The organism is Shewanella sp. (assembly GCF_041630135.1).
In the GTDB taxonomy this organism is placed as follows: Bacteria; Pseudomonadota; Gammaproteobacteria; order Enterobacterales; family Shewanellaceae; genus Shewanella.
In genome coordinates this window covers 1-19180 of sequence record NZ_JBFKLW010000073.1, presented here as the reverse complement: position 1 = coordinate 19180, position 19180 = coordinate 1, and the positions used below count along the sequence as shown (strand labels likewise).

The window sequence follows — 19180 nt, the reverse complement described above, 5'->3', positions numbered from 1 at the left end:
GGGAAATCCTACCCGCTGCATTCTGGGTGAAGCCCTGGCTGAACTTGAGCAAGGTGCAACCGGCGTAGTGACCTGCACCGGCATGGCGGCCATTACGCTGGTGACCAGCTTGCTGGAACCGGATGATCTTTTGATTGTGCCCCACGATTGTTATGGCGGCAGTTATCGCCTGTTTACCAATCTCGCCAAAAAAGGCGCATTCAGACTGGCGGTTGTGGATCAGACCGATGATGCGGCGCTTGCGGCTGCCATTGCCCAAAAGCCGCGTATGGTGTGGCTCGAAACCCCTTCGAATCCGCTGCTGCGGGTCGTGGATATCCAGGCCATCAGTGACGCCAGCCACGAGGTGGGTGCCCTGGTGGTGGTGGATAACACCTTCCTGTCGCCCATTTTGCAGCAGCCGCTGCTTTTGGGTGCCGACATAGTGATCCACTCCACCACCAAATACATCAATGGTCACAGTGATGTGGTTGGCGGCGCTGTAATTGCCAGGGATGCTGAGCTCGGTGAAACCCTGCACTGGTGGTCCAATACTCTGGGCCTGACCGGTGGTGCCTTTGATAGCTACCTGACTCTGCGGGGTATTCGTACCCTGGGTGTGCGGGTGCGTGAGCATCAGTCCAATGCCCAGCGCATTGTGGAGGTGCTGAAAAACAGCCCGCAGGTAAGCAAGGTGTATTACCCGGGGCTTGCGGAGCATCCGGGCCATGAAATTGCCGCAAGGCAACAAAAAGGCTTTGGCGCTATGCTGAGTTTTGAACTGGTGGGCGGTGAGAAAGAAGTGGTGACCTTCCTCGAATCCCTACAACACTTCAGTGTGGCAGAAAGCTTAGGCGGAGTTGAATCCCTGATTGCTGTACCCGCCACCATGACTCACAGAGCCATGGTACCGGAAGCCCGTGCCGAGGCCGGAATTAAAGACACCCTGCTGCGCCTGTCAGTGGGGATTGAAGATGCAGAAGATTTAGTGGCCGACATCAAGGCCGCCCTGGCTGCTGTTGCAGCCTGTTGAATAGGAGTCAGTGATGGCGCGTTGTCATTTGCATAAGTTTGGTGGCTCCAGTCTGGCCGATGCTGACTGTTACCGCCGCGTGGCCCATATCCTGCTGACCCAGGGGCACAGCGACGATCTGGTGGTGGTGTCTGCCGCCGGTAAAACCACCAACTTTTTGTATAAGCTGCTGTCGCTGCGTGATGCCAAAGCGCTTTGGCAGGAAGAATTGCAGGTGCTGATGAACTATCAGCAGAATCTGATAGAACAGTTGCTCAGTGCCGAGCAGGCTCGCCACTTGCGTGAGCGCCTGTCCACCGATAAGGCGCAGTTGGTCAGTCTCCTGTCGCTGGAAACCCTCAACGATTATCAAACCAGCCATGTGGTAAGTTTTGGTGAGCGTTGGTCTGCCAGGTTGATGGCAGCGCTGCTGCGGGAGTCCGGCGTGGCTGCAAGCCATGTGGATGCCTGCAGTATTCTGGTCGCCGATGAAGGCGCTGTGCCCAATATCCGTGAGCAGGAATCCCGCGAAAAAGTGGCCGCCATGCTGGCCGAACATGAAAACGAACGCATAGTTATCACGGGTTTTATTTGTGCAAACCCTGCCGGTGAAACTCTGTTGCTTGGCCGTAATGGCTCAGACTTTTCTGCCACCTTGATTGCCAGTCTGGCCGATATCGACCGGGTTACCATCTGGACTGATGTGGAAGGGGTGTTTAACGCCGATCCGAATAAGATTAATGATGCCAGACTGCTCAAAAGCATGTCGCTGGCGGAGGCTGACCGCCTGGCACGATTGGGCTCGCCTGTGCTGCACAGCCGTACCTTGCAGCCTCTGTTCAATACTCAGGTGAGCATGGCGGTGCGCTCAAGTTACGCGCCTCATACCGATTTTACTCTGGTTGCTCCAACCAGCTCCCAGGCCAGTGCGCCTGTGGTGACCAATCTGAATGAGGTTGCATTGTTCAGCCTGTCGCTGGATGGCGATGCTGAAGCGCTGGTGAGTGCAGCGGTGCAGGCTGGTCTTGCGCCGCTTGCCCATTGGCATAACAGCCGCGGCAAGTTGGAGCTGGCTTACACGGTGGAAAACCATAAGCAGGTAAGCAGTTTCCTCAAAGCCCAGTCCGATGTCTTCGCCATTACTGAAGTGGCGGTGAATACCGACCATGGATTGGTGGCCTTGGTGAGCGCCGATGCGGTGCTGTATCGCAGAAGTTTCGCCAGACTCCTTAGCCGCGAGGCCAGGCCCTTGTACCAGGATGGTCTGAGTCTGGTGACGCTGGTGCCAAAGAACCAGGTTAACCTGCTGACCCAAAAGGTTCATCGCCGCTGCGCCGGGCCGCGTAAGCGAATCGGTGTGGTGCTGCTGGGCGTGGGTAATATCGGTGAGGCTTGGGTAGATTTGTTCCGCCGCTCCCAAGCCAGCCTGTGCCGTGATCTTGAGGCAAGAGTTGAGCTGGTGGGGTTGGTGAGTTCATCCCGCGCTTATATTAATGATAGCGGTGTTCATCTGGATCATTGGAAAACGGAATTTGCCGATTATGCCACTGACTGGCAGTACGAACAGTTATTTGATGCCTTATCTGTCCTGAATTGTGACGAGCTGGTGGCGCTGGATATCAGCGCCAGTGCCAGCCTGACGTTGCAATACCCAGAGTTTTTTGCCCGTGGGATTCATGTGGTCAGTGCCAACAAGCTGGCAGGCTCAGGCCCTCTGCCGTTTTACCGCGACCTTAAGCTTCAGCTGGGTAATCGCCGTTTGTACTGGCGCTACAACGCCAGCTGCGGTGCCGGTTTGCCTGTGCAGCACGCGTTGAACGACTTACACAACAGTGGCGACAGTGTTGAAGCCGTTGGCGGGATATTTTCCGGTACTCTCTGTTGGCTGTTTGAGCACTATGATGGCAGCAGACCATTTTCTGAGCTGGTATTGGAGGCCCGTGGTCTTGGGATCACCGAGCCGGATCCCCGTGACGATCTCTCCGGTAGGGATATGCAGCGAAAGCTGTTGATTCTGGCGCGGGAAATAGGGCTCGATATTGAGCTTGACGATATTCAGGTGACGTCGCCAGTGCCGCAGGCATTGGCTGAGTTACCGCTGGATGCTTTCCTTGCCCGCATCGGTGAATTGGATGCCCCTTTGCACGATTCGCTGCAAGCTGCCGCCGCTGAGGGCAAGGTACTCAGATACATTGCTGCGCTGGACAAAGCCGGTGGCAAGTTGAGTGCAGAAGTGGGGCTGCAGTGGGTGGACAGAGCTCACCCTTACGCTAATCTCACTCCCGGTGATAACGTATTTGTTATTCGCAGTGGTTTCTATCAGGGTAACCCACTGATTATTCGTGGCCCGGGGGCTGGACGTGATGTTACCGCTGCAGCTGTACAGTCTGATCTGGTGCAAATTTGTCGGGATCTTTTACAGGACTGATTTCATAACAGACTGAATAACAGGGACTCTTTTGAGTCCCTGTGTTTTTTCCACCATGTAGTGGCGAAATGGCGCAAACAAGGTCATTTTTTAACTTGACTTAACTATCATAATCCCTAGTATATAGCCATATAGACGTCCAAACGTCCATTTGATGAGTTGAGGGAATTTAAAATGGCTTTTCACCACGCACAACACGCAAACTCGCTGAACCAGAACCTGGCCGAGGTGGGTGATATCAATGTGTCTTTTGAGTTTTTTCCTCCTTCAACACCAGAGATGGAAAAGATCCTGTGGAACTCCATTCGTCGTCTCGAGCCGCTCAACCCTAAGTTTGTGTCTGTTACCTATGGTGCCAACTCGGGGGTACGTGACCGTACCCATGGTGTGATTGACCGCATTCAGAAAGAAACCCAATTGGTTGCAGCGCCGCATTTGACGCTGGTGGATGCCAGCGATGAAGAGTTGCTGGCGCTGGCCAAAAATTACTGGAACAGCGGTATCCGCAATATAGTGGCATTGCGTGGCGATCTGCCTGCAGGCAGCCCCAAGCCAACCCGTTTTGCAGCCGATTTGGTGCGTTTGCTTAAGAGTGTGGCCGACTTTGATATTTCGGTGGCTGCTTACCCAGAGGTTCACCCTGAAGCCGCCAACGCTCAGGCAGATTTGGTGAATCTGAAACGTAAAATTGATGCCGGTGCCAACCGTGCCATTACTCAGTTTTTCTTCGATGTGGAATCGTATCTGCGGTTCCGTGACCGCTGTGTGGCTGCCGGTATTGATGTGGAAATTGTGCCGGGTATTCTGCCGGTGACCAATTTTACCCAGCTCAAGCGTTTTGCCGCCATGACCAATGTATCATTGCCGGGCTGGTTGCACCGCCAGTTTGAAGGGTTGGACAATGATGCCGCAACCCGTCAGTTGGTGGGTGCCAACGTGGCTATCGATATGGTTAAAGTATTGGCCCGCGAAGGGGTGAAGGATTTCCATTTCTATACTCTGAATCGCGCGGAACTGTCCTACGCCATTTGCCACACGCTTGGTGTGCGTCCAAAACAGGATTGATTTTCAAGGCCCCATCAGGGGCCTTTCTTTTATCGGCGTGATGCACTAAGGTTTCGGTGTTGTGGACAAGGACGCCAGACCATGAATGATAGAATTGAGTATCACGAGCAAAAGCTGCCGATGGATGTGGCCAAGCTTATCCTCTCCCTTTCTGTGCTTATTGCGCTGTATTTTATGCAGATCTATCCAAAGTCGCCCTTCGGTGTCTTTGTATGGTGCACCACCGGCGTTTACGCGCTGTTGTCTCTTGGCTGCCTGGTGTATCGCTTGAGTGAGCTCAGGGGGCATTACCGTCAGCGAGGCTGAATGTCAGAAAAGTCCCAATGCCCTTTATGCGAAAGGGCAAATCTGTGTGCCTTTGAAACCGGCAAAAGCATAGAGGATTGCTGGTGTCACTATGCCCATTTCCCCAAGAAGCTTCCAGAGCGACCGGACGCCTGTTTGTGTGCCGACTGCGTCGCCAGGCTTGCCAAGGCAGAGCGATTAGCGCTAAAACTGACTGAATAAAAAGCGGAGATGGGCTGTGCCGCATCTTAACTGCCGGGAGCTCCTGCATGCTAAAAAAACTGCTTATCCTCATAGTGCTGCTGCTTGCAGCCCCCTTTATTGCCGCCCTTTTCATCAAAACCGATTATGAAGTCAGTGTCAGTCGCACCATTGATAAGCCATTAACCGAGGTATTTGGCTATATCAGATACCTGAAAAATCAGGATGAGTTCAGTGTATGGGCCAAGATGGATCCCAATATGCGCCAGCAGTTTTCCGGCACCGACGGTGACGTAGGCTTTATCAGTGCATGGGAGAGTGACAATCCGGATGTGGGTAAAGGTGAGCAAGAGATAATCGCCGTTATACCCGATAGGCGCATCGATTACGCCCTGAGATTTATCGAGCCTTTCGCTTCAGACGATAAAGCCTATTTCACCACTGATGCCATTGAAGATGGCAGCACACTCGTGACCTGGGGCTTTGTGGGGCATATGGATTACCCGATGAACATACTCATCCCTTTGATGAATATTGAGTCCATGATTTTAAAGGATCTTGATACAGGACTTGCCAATCTTAAGCAGCAGCTTGAGTCGCGTCCGTGAGATCCTGAATGATTCTGGCTTTCCAATTGTTAATTATTCGTTGTACTCTGGTTGCTGAGTTTTCCCCTGCACGTCAGAGGGATAAATAAAAAGAGAATAAGAACAGTCAACGAGGTTTGAATGGAAGCTGTTACAGAGTTAGTCAAGTCGATAAATGGCTTGGTATGGGGTATCCCTATGCTGGTCATGATCCTCGGTGTGGGTTTGTACCTGTCTTTGGGTCTTAAACTTCTGCCAATCCTCAAGTTGGGTAAAGGTTTCGGCCTGCTGTGGTCAGGCAGGACACCTGAAGGCGGCAAGGATGTTAAAGGAGACGTCAGTCCATTCAATGCGCTGATGACCTCACTCTCCGCCACCATAGGTACAGGTAATATCGCGGGTGTAGCCACGGCGATATTTGTCGGTGGCCCGGGTGCACTTTTTTGGATGTGGTGTACTGCTCTGGTGGGGATGGCGACTAAATATTCTGAAGCGGTACTAGCCGTTCGCTACCGTGAGGTGGATGAAAAGGGTAACCATATAGGTGGCCCCATGTATTACATCAAGAATGGCCTTGGCAGCAAGTGGACCTGGCTTGGTACTGCCTTTGCACTTTTTGGCTCTTTTGCCGGCTTTGGTATTGGAAACACGGTGCAGGCCAATTCGGTGGCATCGGCCTTAACCAGCAATTTTGGGATTCCGGCGTGGGTTTCCGGTGTGGTGATGATGGTTCTGGTTGGGTTGGTGCTGATGGGTGGCATCAAACGGATTGCCGTAGTAGCCGGTAAACTGGTGCCTATGATGACCATTTTCTATATCACAGCCGGTATGGCCGTTCTGGTGGTGTATGCCAGTGAGATCCCGGCAGCTTTGTCGTTGATTTTCCACAGTGCCTTTAATCCGGTTGCAGCCCAGGGCGGTTTTGCCGGTGCAGCGGTGATGGTTGCCATTCAGATGGGGGTTGCCCGTGGGGTATTCTCCAATGAGGCTGGCCTTGGCAGCGCCCCCATTGCCCATGCGGCTGCGCAAACTAAAAGCCCTGTCACTCAGGGATTGGTAGGTATGCTGGGTACCTTTATTGATACCCTGGTGGTGTGCACTATCACCGGCCTTGCGATTGTGGTCTCCGGTGCCTGGAGCAGCGGTGAAAATGGCGCAGCACTGACATCTTATGCTTTTTCCCATGCACTGCCGATTGGTGATTATATCGTAGCCGTGGCGCTGGCCATCTTCGCTTTTACCACCATTCTTGGTTGGAGCGTGTACAGCGAGAAATGCGTGCAGTATTTGCTCGGTGTTAAAGCGGTGATGCCATTCAGGCTGATCTGGACCCTGGCAGTGCCACTTGGCGCCATGGGGTCACTGGATTTTGTCTGGCTGCTGGCTGATACCCTCAATGCCATGATGGCCATTCCCAACCTGATCGCGCTGACCCTGTTGAGCCCTGTGGTGTTCAAACTCACCAAGGAGTTTTTCTCCGGGCGCAATGAACAACGAAAAGTTGAGATTGAGGCCGAATAACTCATCTAAGCCAAACAAAAAAAGGATGCCTCGGCATCCTTTTTTGTTTGGGGGAAACTTGTGCTGGCTTTACTCGGCCGGAGCGTCGAATTCGGTTTCTTCCACTGAGGGGAACATGGGTTCCACGTTGGGGAGAATCCGGAACTGGCGCTGAAAGTGGCGCTGCACCCCTTTAAGGTTGATGTTGCCCAGACCACTGGCAAAACCGAACCAGGCGTATAGGCCGCTGTAATCGTCAAACATTGGTGGCAGGTATCTGGGGCCGGCAAGTATGCCTTCACGGTAGGCCAGATACAGGGCTGGAATGTCTTCAATGGCGAGCTTGCCCAGAAACAGCATGGGGATAAGTTCAGGGATCCCTGAGGCAATGGCACTGCGGATGAAGTTGACGTTTTCCACGTAGCCACGCACGTAGGAAATGTCTTTGGTAAAGCAACTGCCACCTGCGACCATGCCGCCGCGAAATACCCGCTGAGTCACACGATAGCTGTCTTTCTTGCTGAGATTCTGATCGCGGAAATACCGATACACTTCAATAAAGTCGGCGCCATTTTCAGCCATATCCACCGCGGCCACCCGGTCGCTGATGCGTCGGGCTCGACCTGGCGTAGAACTCAGCGTAAGCATTTCCATCAACACTGCCAGGCCTTCCTGTGCGGCGGCCACCCGTGGCGACCCCACGCTGAGCCAGGTGGCGTGGGGCTGAGCCCGGCCATTTAAGGTGGTGCCCACGTGCACCCAGCCTTCGTGCACTTCGTACACGTTCAAATCGGCCTTGCTGAACATGGCTTTGGAGTTGATTTTTACTGTATCGCCACCCACGGCTGCATCGGAAACAATACCGTCACTTAGTTTTACCCGCATCTCATCGCTGTGGAAGTATTTGCTCAGTCGTGAGCCAAGATGGTCTACGGCACTGGCGGCGTCAATTTCCTTGGGATGCTGCTTGTTCATGTGCGCCGCCGCTGGCAGCGAGAAGATGTAGCTCAGGCGGTCGCCAAGCTGGCGCAGAGTGTGTCTGTCACCATGGAGCTTATTGCTGGCACTGCCATAGAGGGTTTTACTGAGTTTGCCAAAGTGTGGGGTTCCCCTGTGCCCGAGCATGTCAATCACTAACCGGTACTGATCCACGTTGGCCACCAGCAATTTGCCGAGGCTGTCTTCTTTGCCGAGGGTGTGCTGGATTTCCTGTTTTAATGACTTGAGCTCTTTTTGAGTGCTATGGGCGTCAAAAGGCAGACTGAGATTGTCGTAAAAGGTTTTATCTACTTGCGGTAACTTATTGGCATTATTATCAAAAAAAGTTTGTTCCAGCTCCCTTGGCCACTTGATGGCATCCAGGATTTTTATTGGAGCTTGAAGGGCGATGAGTCGGTCAGAAAACCGTTTCAGGTGTTCACAGTACCTGCTTTGGGCATCGTTCATGGTGCTAATTTCCTTAATGGCTCTGAAAATATGATAGCCAGAACAGGAAACTTAAACCACTTAAGCTTTTGAAAGGTTGGACTGATCTAAGTTTTGGGCAGGGAATACCCCTGCCTGCAGCTATGGTTAAAAGTCCTCGTCATTTTCCAGGCCGAGTGCTTTTCTCAGTTCGGCGCGTTCAAGATAGTCATCCAATCGACGTTTAACTTCTCGCCGGTGCTTCATGGCATTGGCTGCCTGGGCATTTTTTGGCGAGGTCAGTTCCTCAATTTCGCTATCCTGGGGCAAGACTTCAATAATACGAGCCATAACGATTTCCTCACGGGTTGCCTTAAGGTCTTTCTAACCAGTTTGCTTTACACAGAAAAGCAAAAGTTTTTTGCTGTAAGTGTAAAAAAAACTGCGCCACGATCAGGCATGTTCGGTTTGCTTAAGTAACACCTAATAGTAAAGATAGCAGTAGCATACAGAAATCGCTGTGCCGTACGGATAAATGCCTGGTCATGACCAGAGCGGTATGCCAGGGAGTATTTTTCACGCGCTGCATTATTCAGGAGCAAACAGCCTTGCTTTATCAGCTGGCTTCGGAAATGATCTTTGTTAGCGAAACTATCCTGGCTAAGGCTCTAAACTAATGAAAATCGGTGTACTTTCTCAGTTCCCTGACCTTTATTCCACTCGGCGATTGGTGGAGGCCTGCCAGTCCAGAGGGCATGATGCGCAAGTTATCAACCCTATTAACTGTTATATGAATATCAATTCGATACAGCCAAGTATTCATCTTGAAGGTGTTGAGGTTCCCCAATTTGATGCCATTATTCCGCGCATTCACGCCAGCGTGACCTTTTATGGCTGTGCCGTGGTTCGTCAGTTTGAGATGATGGGGGTGTATGCGGCCAATGATTCGATTTCCATTGCACGTTCAAGGGACAAGCTGCGCGCTTTGCAGTTACTTTCCCGCAAGGGAGTAGGCATGCCCATAACTGGCTTTGCCAATAAGCCGCACGATATTCCCGATCTCATCAATATGGTGGGTGGTACTCCACTGGTAATTAAGCTTTTGGAAGGCACTCAGGGGATTGGAGTGGTATTGGCTGAAACCCGTAAAGCAGCTGAAAGTGTTATTGAGGCTTTTTTGGGGCTCAAGGCCAACATCATGGTGCAGGAGTTTATTAAAGAAGCTAACGGCAGTGACATTCGCTGTTTTGTGGTGGGCGATAAAGTGGTGGCGGCGATGCGACGTCAGGGACCTGAAGGTGATTTTCGCTCCAATCTGCATTTGGGGGGCAGTGCTGAAAAGGTCAAAATCACACCGCAAGAAAGGAAATCGGCTGTTGCTGCAGTTAAAGCGATGGGGCTGGTGGTGGCGGGTGTGGATATTCTTCGCTCTTCCCGTGGTCCTTTGGTGTTGGAAGTCAACTCGGCGCCGGGTATTGAAGGTATCGAACAAGCCACAGGTATCAAGGTCGCTGAACCCATTGTGGAGCATATTGAAAAAATGGTGGCGGCCCGCAAAGCGAACCGCCAGGTGATAGCATAAAAGGCATTGCGCCATGGCTTTAAAAAAGCCATTACCAGGGTCACAACCCGAACGAATATGCCCAGCGCAGTACTACCTTGGGGTCGTCGCCGGTAAGGTCGGTGTCGGAGACGATAAAGCTTACCTCACCCAATTCAGTGCTCTTGGTTATGGCTGCTGAGTAATCGCTGTAACTGGATTCGTCATACCAGCTGGAGATCAGGTCACCACTGGAATAACCATAGTGGAAGTCCAGACTCAGGCTGTCGCTCAGGGGGATGGCCACTTCGGCGCTCAGGTAATCCATATCATCTTCTGACAAAGCATCATCCGCCAGGCCATTGCCGCCATGGATGACTCGGGCGTAACCCAGTGTCAGCCACTGCCAGCTCAAGCTGGCGTAAAGCTCTGAGAAATCGATATCGGCATCCGCATCCGGGTAACCGTAGTACAGATAACCCACATCAAAGCTAATGGACTCGGTGATTTCACCGCTGTAGCCGCCGTAGAGGTCGAGTTCAAAGGTAGTGTCGTCGCCAAAGTCGATATTGGATGCCCAAACTCCGGCATAAAAACCACTGTCGTGACTGTAGTCAATGCTGCCATCCACTGCAACGGCATCACCGGTTTGGCTGATACCGCGCCACAGGTAGTTGGAGCTCAGGCCGATATTGGCATCGAAAGCTGCCGTGGCAGGCGTGCAGGCAGCCAGTGCCCCGAGTAAGGTTAAGCAGACAGATGTCTTGGTCATCATTTTCCCCTTTACAATGGTGTTGTTTTTTATCATTTGCTCAGGGAACAGATAGCTAAACGTGTGCCAACATTTAAGGCATTGAAAGTATTTGATTTTATTTTTGTGGCGGATAGTTTTTGGGGAGGCGTGCCCTGTGGGCGGGCATAGATTGCACGACCATGGTGCGCAGCAAATAAAAAAAGCCTCCAAATGGAGGCTTTTTCGCTACGTGAACCTATCGGTTAGTTAACGCTGTCACGCAGGGCTTTGCCAGCCTTGAATTTTGGAATGGTCGCCGCAGGGATTTTAATTTCCTTGCCGGTTTGTGGGTTGCGACCAGTGCGCTCGGCGCGGCTGCTGGTTTCGAATGAACCGAAACCTACGATGGAAATCTTGTCGCCTTCTTTCATGGCGGCAGTCACTGCTTCTTCAAAAGATTTCAGTGCACGGCCAGCCTCGGCTTTGGTCAGGTCGGCGCTCTCGGCAATCTTGGCGATCAGGTCAGTTCTGTTCATAGCAAAATACTCGTCTTTCCGTGATTATTGTTTTAAAACTTGCCTAACATGCCACAGCCCCCGGCGTTTGGGAAGCGCTTTTACTGCCATAAATTCCCATTAAAACTATTTTTTTGGAGCGTATCTCAATTAGCTCTCATCCAGTAACTGGTAAAGGATTTTCTTGACCAGTTGAGGCTCAAAAGGCTTGTCACACAAGGCATTGACACCGGCCTGACTGACGTTGGACAAATGGGCATCGTTGGCCTCTGATGAAACCATCAATATTGGAATGTGAGACTGCTGGCTTTCGTTACGGATAAACTGAGTCAGTGCCAGCCCATCGACACTGGGCATGTTGTAGTCGGTGACTACCAAATCAAACATTTGGATCCGCATCAGCTCAATGGCTTCTGCGCCATCGCTGGCCTCGGTCAGTTGGCGCATACCCAGGTTTGTCAGGGTGCGGCGAATGACATTGCGGGCCATACGGCTGTCGTCGACCACCAGCACCCTCAGATCCTGAACGTCAAAATGAGATAGATCCAATTCGTCATTGGAAAGCAGATCTATGGTGGCATTGAGTGCCTTACCAAGATGTTCCTTACTGAAAGGTTTGGGCAGAATCGCCACCACTCCGGATTGACGGAAGATTTCCAATTGCTCACGGCGGCATTCGCTGGATACCAGCATAAATTGAATATCCTGGCAGCCGGGCTGTGCCCTGATAAAATTCAGCAGCATAAGCGCGTCTCCGTCACTGTAATGCATAGCGCTGGCTATCAGGTCCGGTTTGTGGCTTTGGATTAAGTTGCGGGCTTCTTCAAAGCCGCTGGCCGTTTCAATGTTAAGGATCCCTTCGGCACGAAGACTGGCGATGATGATTTTGCGCTGTGTATCAGATGGTTCTATCAGGAGAATAGACAGTTCACTTGGAGACAGTTGATGCATGTCATTTATTACCATATGCAGGCATATTCGCCCGGATGTTAATCGAGGTCGCAGTTCCGCATTTCCGGTCTGCACAGGCTACAGAAATGGCTTGCTCTGCTACCGCTCTTACTCTTTTGTTATGAATGTTTTTGTCTTGCCATGAAACGCTACCCACCACTGAAACACCAATAGCACGATGATGCAGAGCGCAACCAAAGGCAGTGGGATTTCTTTACCCTCAATGAATAATTTGGTGTCCTCCGGGCTGATTTGCGTTGCCAGAATAGCGGTAATCCCAAGCGCCGCAAATCCAAGAGTTTGAATTGCTATGTATATTCTGAGTGCCCACAGGGACCAGCTGGCTCTTATTGCTAAACCGGCCAATACGGGAATAACCCCCAGGGTGAATATATCCGGCGCCCCTGTACTGATCAGTCTGCCGATGGCCAATGCACTTAATACAAGGTAAAGCAACAACAGCAGCAGTAGGGGAAGAGGGGGGAGTTTCATGGGGAGCCTCGGTAAAGAAAGTCGGCCAAGTTTAGAAAAACCTGAACCGTCAGTCCAGCTTGGCAGCATATCCATCAGTTATACATTTGAGATAAACTTGCGAATCCCAAAGGAGATATTCTGTATGACCGAAACCCAATTTTGGCAATTGGTAACCCGCCAGAGCCCCGATGAATCTCAGGAAAGCCTGTGTGAGCGGTTGAAAGCTGCTCTGGAACCCATGGATGACGAGCAGCTGAAAGCCTTCGATAAGTTGTTTGGACAAAAAATGCGGCAGGCGTATACCTGGCCGCTGTGGGGGGCGGCTTATGTAGTGACTGGGTGTGATAGCGACTATGGTTTTGCGGAGTTTCGCAGCTTTTTAATTTCTCTTGGTCAGGAATGGTTTGAGCGCATAATTGCCAGTCCCGATGCGTTGGCTGGTTTGCCGGGCTGGCCAACTGTGGATGGTTATGCGTATCCGTTCATTGAAGACTACGATCTGATAGCGGGTCAGATTTTCGAAGACAGAACCCAGGAAGAGCTGCCGTTTGTACCGTCGGGAAGTGTCAATCCTGCGGGCAAGCAGTTCAGTACCCGCCCGAAGGATCTCAAAGCCTGCTATCCGGCACTGTGTAAGCTGTTTCCGCTCTGATTATCCGGTGCAGGTGCTGGTGGCGCTGTCGTAATGGCGGCCAAGTTCGGTGCACAGTTGGTCGACCTTCGCCGCCTCAAGGTGCTTCAGTTGTTCGTTAAACTGATTGAAAAGATTGTCGCTGTATTCTTGCTCTGCGCTGTTTTGCGCCTGTTCCAGTAAAGCAAAATGGCGCACTGCGGCGGCATGTTGTTCACTGTTCAATGGCGTGGCCATGACGATGCTGCTCATGGTCAGCATGCCGGTCATGGCCAGAATGGAGGTCAGGCTGAAAGTGGATGGCTTGGTCATGGTGTTACCCTCTAAGTAAGAAATACGAGGCCATGGTAGCGACTGAGCTTGAACCCAGGCTGAACGAAAATTGGCCAATGAATGTGGTGTTGACCTGTTACTGTGGGTAATAAGACAGCTGCCCAGCTGTTACTGTAAAAAATAAATTCGTATATTTTTCAGCTTCATATAAACATATCTAATCGCTTTAGAGGCCAGCAATCTCCCCAGGCAGCTTCGTAAAAACCTGTTTAAGCAGGTATCGCCTGATACAAATTGATACGGGAACCATTTGTCACCATCTTGTCTAAAACGATGGATAAACAAAAACTTATAATCGGTACATTGTATTGCTGCCGGTTTTGTATTAAGTATTGGTTCAGCTTTATTTAGCTAGAGTTGATACGAGTGAAATGTGTATAGCCCAAGGAGGCTTTATGAAATCCAAGATGATTCTGATTGCCGGTCTGTTTATCGCTGGGTCCGCCATGGCGGCCGATGAAGCTACCACTAATCCAGTGACCGAAGTGGGTGCGGTAAAAATTACCTGGCAGGAACCGAAACAGTTTCGCGATATCAAGTCCAGTGGTGAGCTCCAGTCCCGTTATGAAATGCGTATGTTTGAGACCCTGACCAAGGAACTCAGCGAAGAGGCGTCCAAGTCGCTCAAGCCAAACCAGAAACTGGAATTGGTGGTGACCGATGTTGATTTGGCCGGTGATGTACGCCCCACTTTTGGTGCAACGCCGAGTGATTTACGTGTAGTAAAAGAAATCTATCCACCACGGATGACCTTTTCCTATCAGCTGCTTGATGGAGAGCAGGTGGTAATTGCAGGTGATGAGAAGCTCACTAACCTGAACTTTATGAACGACATTCGTCCAATCAATGACAAGCCGTTTATGCACGAGTCCCGGCTCTTGTCGAAGTGGTTTGACAAACAGGTGGCTTCAAAGCTTTAACCCCAATTACGCCTGACGCAGTTTAGGCGGCAGTGTATCCAGCAGGCAAAGTCCACCCTCGGTGAGTTTTGCCTGTTTTTTTGCCCGGGCACTGAGTTCCGACAATTCATGTTCAGTGCTGTTAAAGGTGTGTGTGGGAGCCAGTATCCCTGCACACAGAGAAACCAATGGATGCAGACACATATTGCCTTGTCTGTCCTCGGCTTCTATCGCCTGAGCAAGCCAATGGTTTTGGTGATAGAAGCTGGCTTTTGATTTCTCAAATGCGTCTATTACTGCTATGACCCGCCGATGGGGATCCTCGGTGGAAATCATCACAAAGTCATCACCGCCGACATGCCCGACAAAACAATCACTGTCCTGTTGCTGCCCAAGTAACCCTGCAACTTCGCAAATCACTTCATCGCCCCGGCAAAAGCCGTAAATATCGTTGTATGGCTTAAAGTGGCACAGGTCAAAATACACCAGAAAAAAGGGACGTGCGTGCTGTTGCAGGCGCTGTAATTCTTCCTGGATAGGGACATTCCCGGGCAGGCCAGACAGGGGATTTGCATGGCGTGCCATTTTGATCCGGTGCTCGGTAATCCGCGACAGCAGATCTTTGGTGTGGCCTACACCAACCAACTTACCCTGACGGGAAATGATAAAGTGCTGTGCCATTTGCAGCTCTGATTCGGCGGTGAGGCGTTGGCTGACTGAGCTTAAAGGCTCGCAGGCCTCCACCTGAGGGGCGGCGCTGTCCATGACTTCGGTTACCAGGTGGTTTTCGTGCAGGGCGCGGCCATATGGGGTGGAAAACAGCTCCAGCAGGGCGGTACGGCTTACCAGCCCCAATGGAATGTCGCCATCGACTACCACCACAGCTTGTAAGGCGATTTGGCTGCAAAAGCGATCACTGATGTGGCGTAACTTGGTCTTGGGGCCAACGGTAACTGCGCTGCAGGCCAGGCTTTCTGCGGATTCTCCATATCTTGGACTAAGATTAGCAGCCGCGTTCTTGCTCAGTATTGAGTCCGGCAGGCGCTGCTGAGGTTGGATGGCGGGCAGTCCCAGCAGAAAACCCTGGCAATAGATTATGCCAAGCTGACGCAGAATCTGCAGTTCGTCATCTGTCTCAATGCCTTCGGCAATCACTTTACAGGTCAGACTTTGGCACAATTCGACAATCGACCTTACAAATTCCTGTTTTACCGGGTGCTTATCTATATCGTGGATAAAGTGGCGATCGATTTTTACATAGTCAGGCGCCAGTTCTGACCAGAGTCTGAGCCCGGAATAGCCGGCACCCAAATCATCTATGGCGGTCAAAAATCCTTGATTCCGATAGTGCAGCAAACAGGCTTTCAGCAGATCTATATCGTCGGCCGGGTGTTGCTCTGACAGTTCAATCACCACCTGTGAAGGTGGGATCCCCAGTTGCTGTAACATGGACAGTGTCTTGCCCCGGGGGTGATCCGGATCCAGCAGCGCCTTTGGTGAAATGTTGATAAACAACTTGCCAGGCAGTTTGCGTTCGGCAAAACGGTGAGCGGCAATTTGCCGGCACAGGGTTTCCAGCTCGCTGAGCCGCCCCTCATGTTCGGCGGTTTTAAACAGGGGCACAGGAGCAAAAAGAGGGCTGTGCGCCGGACCGCGAGACAGAGCCTCGAATCCGTGCACCTTTCCTGCGGAGATATTGAATATGGGTTGAAACAGGGCTTCGATGCTCTGTTTTTCAATGATTTTTGTCAGTTCTGCCTGAAGGTCAATGGCGGCCATGCTTTTACACTCTACTCCGTGAATGTCAGCAGTCTATGGCAGAGCTATGACAAAATTGTGACCTTTATTTTCCCTGCTGCTTAAAGGCTTGCAGCGTTTGCAACAACACGCCCAGCTTTCGTACCACAGTTTCCAGCCCCTGGGCTGTCGGTTCACTGGTGCGAAGATGGCTGAAGTCTTCGCCCAGCTCCTGCACATAGGGCCCAAAGCGATTGCTGCGGGTGCTGAAACCTTCATCGGCGGTAAAGATATAGCTGAATTTACCGTGACCAGCTTTTTGCAGCTCATCCAGACGGGAATCGGCATCAATGGCCTGACGGTAAGCCAGTTGCAGGTTTTCGGTCAGTTGCTCCAGGACCTTGGTGTATGGCATAACAGCTCCAATTAATTTTTTCGGGATTATAAGAGGCAAGGAAGATGGCAACAAGTTTATGGCGGCAGCGGATGGCGGTAGTTGCCCTGACCGGATTGGCATTGTTGGGGATTGCCACGGCGGCCGAGCAGGATAAGCCGCCATTCTATGAATTCAGTCACGGCGGTAAAACTGTGTATTTACTCGGCTCTATTCATTTGGGCAGTAATGATTTTTATCCATTACCCAGTCAGATTGAGCAGGCTTTTACCCGTGCCAAAGTTTTGGTTGTTGAGGCTGATGTGGGTGGCGCATCGGCAGATGTACAGGCACTGCTGGGTAAGTATGGGCTTGGTACCGAAACACCAGATCCCAAAACAGCCGCTGTTTTGAACGCTTATTGCCGTTCAAGGCAGCAGGTATGTGCTGCGCTGGCACCTTTTGCACCCTGGTTGCAGGCATCACAAATCACAGTTGTACAGTTTGCTGCCATGGGATTCAGCCCTGAGGCGGGGGTGGATGTGACACTGCTCGAGCGTGCCAGGGGCAGTAAGCGCATTCTTGAACTTGAAGGGGTTGAGTATCAGTTTCGTCTGATGTCATCGCTGCAAGCTTCACATCAATGGGCCATGGTGCGAGAAGCTATAGAGGTGAAAGATGCTGATATCAACAAGCTGGTGGAAAGCTGGCGAAGAGGCGAGCTTGAGTCTCTGGCTCAGCTGATGCGCGAGTCTATGGAAGAGGGGGAGGATCTGACGTTGCTGAAAATCCTGCTGTGGGACAGAAACTATCGTATGGCCGATACTCTGATGGCGATGCTGGAACAGCCTGACATGCCGGATACCCTTATGGTGGTCGTGGGCGCGGGGCATCTGGTGGGAGAGCACAGTCTTACTGCCATTCTGGCCGGGCGTAGGCTGGCCATCCGCAGCAGCCTTGGCCATTGTGGAGAGGCTGATCATATTTGTCACTTTGACTGACTGCCGCCTGATTGGAGCGATCGTAGGTCATAGCTTTTTTGGGTAGCAATGCCGTCCTGCCTGATAGGCCTGATTCCTTGGCTATACTGGAGAGGAAGCAGCGGAGGCTCCATGGCATTGCAATCCCCCCAATTGGTCTACCCAGGGTTTGAGAAGATCCCAAGATATTGGGATAACGAACAACAGTCTTTGGTGGCCCGGGTGGATCCGGGAGAATTTTATCTTACCTGCCAGGATGAATTTGTTTATACCCGTCTGGGTTCTTGTGTCGCGGCCTGCATTTGGGATCCTCTGATGGGGATTGGCGGGTTAAACCACTTCCTGTTACCAGAAAAGACACTCCATGAAGATTGGCATCAGCTAACCAGCTATTCCTGCCGCTATGGCAACTGGGCAATGGAACAATTGATTAATGGAATTCTTTCAAGAGGGGGGCTTAAAACCCGGCTTCAGGCCAAAATTTTCGGCGGTGGCAGCATAGGCAGGGTTTCGGTGCTTAATATCGGCCAGTCGAATATCGACTTCGTCCGGGAATATCTGGCTACAGAGGGGATCCCCGTTGTTGCCGAAGACCTCGGTGGCCCATGGCCCCGCAAAGTGATGTTTCATCCCCAGAGTGGCCGGGTCAAATTAAAGCGTCTGGAAATGACCGGTGTCGCGCAGATAGAGCGTGAGGAAGAAGCTTACCTCAAGGATGTAACGGCCCATGCCAATGAGCCTGCCCCGGGGGATGTGGAGCTGTTCGACTAGTACTGTTCGATTCGCTCCGCTCCGTTCAATTAGCTTGCGGGTTTGGTGCAGATAAAGTGGACATAGCGCCCTAATGGTAAAAATGCCGGTTCGCGGGAATATCTGAGCTCCATCTCTATCAGACCTGTATCTGAATATTCGTTTGAGAGGCTGCCTTTTTTCAGATAGTCATGGATAACCCGTACACCGGAACGGCAGTTCACTGTGAATCCCCACTCGCAACACCAGGCCTCCACCTGAGGTACAGTGAGGGGAAAATCCGGGCTCAGACGTACCCGTTTGGCTTTGAATCCCGATGCAACATAGCCAAAATTGCCCGCCACCAGTGCATGAAAGCACATCGCATCCTTGTTGTAGAACATTAAAGAAAACAAACCACCCGGACGCAGCATTTTAAGCAGACCAGCCATAGTATTTTTGGCATCAGCCAACCATTCGACCACCGCATGGCACAGGATGAGATCAAACTGTCCAAGGGCGTCGGAATCGAGCGCCTGGATAGGAGAGTGAATACATTCGATATCGAGTTGTGTGTCGCTCAAGGCTATATGTCTTTTGGCCTCGGCGAGCATCTCGGCTGAGATATCGCACAACACCACACTGTGCCCGAGCGCAGCGAGTTTCTGGCTGAAAAAACCAAAACCGCCACCGGCGTCCAAAATACGCAGCTTTCCCTGTCCAAGTTTTGGCATCTGTTCCTGTAAATCCCGCCACAGTACCGCCGAGCGGATATCACCCTTAAGTGTGCCGTAAATGTTTTTGGCAAACTTGCCCGCCAGGGC

At 51.6% G+C, this 19180-nt stretch carries 22 protein-coding genes; 12 read left to right on the top strand and 10 right to left on the bottom strand.

Going from position 1 to position 19180, the window contains the following annotated elements; translation table 11 throughout:
- The 7 genes from metB to ABYK60_RS16255 all read left to right on the top strand — a co-directional run.
- Positions 1-1012, top strand: a 1012-nt coding sequence (metB, locus tag ABYK60_RS16285) for a cystathionine gamma-synthase (RefSeq protein ID WP_372873068.1), incomplete at its 5' end; no start/stop codon positions are given.
- A 13-nt stretch (positions 1013-1025) separates the two neighbouring features.
- Positions 1026-3419, top strand: coding sequence for a bifunctional aspartate kinase/homoserine dehydrogenase II (locus ABYK60_RS16280; RefSeq protein ID WP_372873067.1), 2394 nt, complete (start codon positions 1026-1028; stop codon positions 3417-3419).
- 174 nt (positions 3420-3593) lie between these two features.
- Positions 3594-4484, top strand: a complete 891-nt coding sequence (metF, locus tag ABYK60_RS16275; RefSeq protein WP_372873066.1) for a methylenetetrahydrofolate reductase — start codon at positions 3594-3596, stop codon at positions 4482-4484.
- An 81-nt stretch (positions 4485-4565) separates the two neighbouring features.
- Positions 4566-4790, top strand: a complete 225-nt coding sequence (locus ABYK60_RS16270; protein WP_372873065.1) for a hypothetical protein — start codon at positions 4566-4568, stop codon at positions 4788-4790.
- Positions 4791-4991: a cysteine-rich CWC family protein gene (locus ABYK60_RS16265; protein ID WP_372873064.1), complete on the top strand. Its 201-nt coding sequence runs from the start codon at positions 4791-4793 to the stop codon at positions 4989-4991. It abuts the gene before it with no gap.
- Between the two features lie 47 nt (positions 4992-5038).
- Complete coding sequence (locus ABYK60_RS16260; RefSeq protein WP_372873063.1) at positions 5039-5578, top strand: SRPBCC family protein; 540 nt, start codon at positions 5039-5041, stop codon at positions 5576-5578.
- Between the two features lie 120 nt (positions 5579-5698).
- Positions 5699-7078, top strand: a complete 1380-nt coding sequence (locus ABYK60_RS16255; protein ID WP_372873062.1) for an alanine/glycine:cation symporter family protein — start codon at positions 5699-5701, stop codon at positions 7076-7078.
- 69 nt (positions 7079-7147) lie between these two features.
- On the opposite strand, the gene ABYK60_RS16250 is transcribed toward ABYK60_RS16255, so the two are convergent.
- A complete protein-coding gene (locus ABYK60_RS16250) occupies positions 7148-8503 on the bottom strand; it encodes a flavohemoglobin expression-modulating QEGLA motif protein (RefSeq protein ID WP_372873061.1) in 1356 nt (451 codons plus the stop codon).
- Positions 8504-8629: 126 nt separating this feature from the next.
- Positions 8630-8812 (bottom strand): hypothetical protein, encoded by a 183-nt coding sequence (locus ABYK60_RS16245; RefSeq protein ID WP_372873060.1) that lies wholly within the window; start codon positions 8810-8812, stop codon positions 8630-8632.
- A 325-nt stretch (positions 8813-9137) separates the two neighbouring features.
- Between ABYK60_RS16245 and rimK the strand changes: the two genes are divergently transcribed.
- Positions 9138-10043, top strand: coding sequence for a 30S ribosomal protein S6--L-glutamate ligase (gene rimK / locus ABYK60_RS16240; protein ID WP_372873059.1), 906 nt, complete (start codon positions 9138-9140; stop codon positions 10041-10043).
- 40 nt (positions 10044-10083) lie between these two features.
- On the opposite strand, the gene ABYK60_RS16235 is transcribed toward rimK, so the two are convergent.
- The 4 genes from ABYK60_RS16235 to ABYK60_RS16220 all read right to left on the bottom strand — a co-directional run bounded on the left by ABYK60_RS16235 (position 10084) and on the right by ABYK60_RS16220 (position 12767).
- Positions 10084-10773, bottom strand: a complete 690-nt coding sequence (locus tag ABYK60_RS16235; protein WP_372873070.1) for a TorF family putative porin — start codon at positions 10771-10773, stop codon at positions 10084-10086.
- A gap of 224 nt (positions 10774-10997) precedes the next feature.
- Positions 10998-11270, bottom strand: coding sequence for an HU family DNA-binding protein (locus ABYK60_RS16230; RefSeq protein ID WP_372873058.1), 273 nt, complete (start codon positions 11268-11270; stop codon positions 10998-11000).
- Between the two features lie 129 nt (positions 11271-11399).
- The gene (locus ABYK60_RS16225) at positions 11400-12200 is read right to left on the bottom strand and encodes a response regulator (RefSeq protein WP_372873057.1); all 801 of its coding nucleotides are present in this window, start codon (positions 12198-12200) and stop codon (positions 11400-11402) included.
- 108 nt (positions 12201-12308) lie between these two features.
- Positions 12309-12767 (bottom strand): hypothetical protein, encoded by a 459-nt coding sequence (locus ABYK60_RS16220; protein ID WP_372873056.1) that lies wholly within the window; start codon positions 12765-12767, stop codon positions 12309-12311.
- A 49-nt stretch (positions 12768-12816) separates the two neighbouring features.
- Between ABYK60_RS16220 and ABYK60_RS16215 the strand changes: the two genes are divergently transcribed.
- Complete coding sequence (locus ABYK60_RS16215; protein WP_372873055.1) at positions 12817-13326, top strand: DUF4240 domain-containing protein; 510 nt, start codon at positions 12817-12819, stop codon at positions 13324-13326.
- Here ABYK60_RS16215 and ABYK60_RS16210 read toward each other — a convergent pair whose 3' ends face one another.
- On the bottom strand, positions 13327-13617 hold the full coding sequence (locus ABYK60_RS16210) for a hypothetical protein (protein ID WP_372873054.1): 291 nt from the start codon (positions 13615-13617) through the stop codon (positions 13327-13329).
- Between the two features lie 416 nt (positions 13618-14033).
- Here ABYK60_RS16210 and ABYK60_RS16205 point away from each other — a divergent pair, with 416 nt between their 5' ends.
- Positions 14034-14558 (top strand): DUF3016 domain-containing protein, encoded by a 525-nt coding sequence (locus tag ABYK60_RS16205; protein WP_372873053.1) that lies wholly within the window; start codon positions 14034-14036, stop codon positions 14556-14558.
- Between the two features lie 6 nt (positions 14559-14564).
- On the opposite strand, the gene ABYK60_RS16200 is transcribed toward ABYK60_RS16205, so the two are convergent.
- Positions 14565-16316: a bifunctional diguanylate cyclase/phosphodiesterase gene (locus ABYK60_RS16200; protein WP_372873052.1), complete on the bottom strand. Its 1752-nt coding sequence runs from the start codon at positions 16314-16316 to the stop codon at positions 14565-14567.
- A 64-nt stretch (positions 16317-16380) separates the two neighbouring features.
- On the bottom strand, positions 16381-16689 hold the full coding sequence (locus ABYK60_RS16195) for a prephenate dehydrogenase (protein ID WP_372873051.1): 309 nt from the start codon (positions 16687-16689) through the stop codon (positions 16381-16383).
- Between the two features lie 44 nt (positions 16690-16733).
- On the opposite strand from ABYK60_RS16195, the gene ABYK60_RS16190 reads away from it, so the two are divergent.
- Together ABYK60_RS16190 and ABYK60_RS16185 are read left to right on the top strand one after the other, a co-directional pair.
- On the top strand, positions 16734-17648 hold the full coding sequence (locus tag ABYK60_RS16190; RefSeq protein ID WP_372873050.1) for a TraB/GumN family protein: 915 nt from the start codon (positions 16734-16736) through the stop codon (positions 17646-17648).
- A 111-nt stretch (positions 17649-17759) separates the two neighbouring features.
- Entirely contained in the window at positions 17760-18398 is a 639-nt protein-coding gene (locus ABYK60_RS16185) for a chemoreceptor glutamine deamidase CheD (protein ID WP_372873049.1), read from the top strand.
- Positions 18399-18427: 29 nt separating this feature from the next.
- Here the strand turns inward: ABYK60_RS16185 and ABYK60_RS16180 are convergent, their stop codons facing one another.
- Complete coding sequence (locus ABYK60_RS16180) at positions 18428-19177, bottom strand: methyltransferase domain-containing protein (protein WP_372873069.1); 750 nt, start codon at positions 19175-19177, stop codon at positions 18428-18430.
- Positions 19178-19180 lie beyond the last annotated feature (3 nt).

Excerpts from the sequence above, each read along its gene's own strand:
- ABYK60_RS16280 (WP_372873067.1), top strand. The coding sequence starts at position 1,026 with ATGGCGCGTTGTCATTTGCATAAGTTTGGTGGCTCCAGTCTGGCCGAT.
- metF (WP_372873066.1), top strand. The coding sequence starts at position 3,594 with ATGGCTTTTCACCACGCACAACACGCAAACTCGCTGAACCAGAACCTG.
- ABYK60_RS16270 (WP_372873065.1), top strand. The coding sequence starts at position 4,566 with ATGAATGATAGAATTGAGTATCACGAGCAAAAGCTGCCGATGGATGTG.
- ABYK60_RS16265 (WP_372873064.1), top strand. The coding sequence starts at position 4,791 with ATGTCAGAAAAGTCCCAATGCCCTTTATGCGAAAGGGCAAATCTGTGT.
- ABYK60_RS16260 (WP_372873063.1), top strand. The coding sequence starts at position 5,039 with ATGCTAAAAAAACTGCTTATCCTCATAGTGCTGCTGCTTGCAGCCCCC.
- ABYK60_RS16255 (WP_372873062.1), top strand. The coding sequence starts at position 5,699 with ATGGAAGCTGTTACAGAGTTAGTCAAGTCGATAAATGGCTTGGTATGG.
- ABYK60_RS16250 (WP_372873061.1), bottom strand. The coding sequence starts at position 8,503 with ATGAACGATGCCCAAAGCAGGTACTGTGAACACCTGAAACGGTTTTCT.
- ABYK60_RS16245 (WP_372873060.1), bottom strand. The coding sequence starts at position 8,812 with ATGGCTCGTATTATTGAAGTCTTGCCCCAGGATAGCGAAATTGAGGAA.
- rimK (WP_372873059.1), top strand. The coding sequence starts at position 9,138 with ATGAAAATCGGTGTACTTTCTCAGTTCCCTGACCTTTATTCCACTCGG.
- ABYK60_RS16235 (WP_372873070.1), bottom strand. The coding sequence starts at position 10,773 with ATGACCAAGACATCTGTCTGCTTAACCTTACTCGGGGCACTGGCTGCC.
- ABYK60_RS16230 (WP_372873058.1), bottom strand. The coding sequence starts at position 11,270 with ATGAACAGAACTGACCTGATCGCCAAGATTGCCGAGAGCGCCGACCTG.
- ABYK60_RS16225 (WP_372873057.1), bottom strand. The coding sequence starts at position 12,200 with ATGCATCAACTGTCTCCAAGTGAACTGTCTATTCTCCTGATAGAACCA.
- ABYK60_RS16220 (WP_372873056.1), bottom strand. The coding sequence starts at position 12,767 with ATGGATATGCTGCCAAGCTGGACTGACGGTTCAGGTTTTTCTAAACTT.
- ABYK60_RS16215 (WP_372873055.1), top strand. The coding sequence starts at position 12,817 with ATGACCGAAACCCAATTTTGGCAATTGGTAACCCGCCAGAGCCCCGAT.
- ABYK60_RS16210 (WP_372873054.1), bottom strand. The coding sequence starts at position 13,617 with ATGACCAAGCCATCCACTTTCAGCCTGACCTCCATTCTGGCCATGACC.
- ABYK60_RS16205 (WP_372873053.1), top strand. The coding sequence starts at position 14,034 with ATGAAATCCAAGATGATTCTGATTGCCGGTCTGTTTATCGCTGGGTCC.
- ABYK60_RS16200 (WP_372873052.1), bottom strand. The coding sequence starts at position 16,316 with ATGGCCGCCATTGACCTTCAGGCAGAACTGACAAAAATCATTGAAAAA.
- ABYK60_RS16195 (WP_372873051.1), bottom strand. The coding sequence starts at position 16,689 with ATGCCATACACCAAGGTCCTGGAGCAACTGACCGAAAACCTGCAACTG.
- ABYK60_RS16190 (WP_372873050.1), top strand. The coding sequence starts at position 16,734 with ATGGCAACAAGTTTATGGCGGCAGCGGATGGCGGTAGTTGCCCTGACC.
- ABYK60_RS16185 (WP_372873049.1), top strand. The coding sequence starts at position 17,760 with ATGGCATTGCAATCCCCCCAATTGGTCTACCCAGGGTTTGAGAAGATC.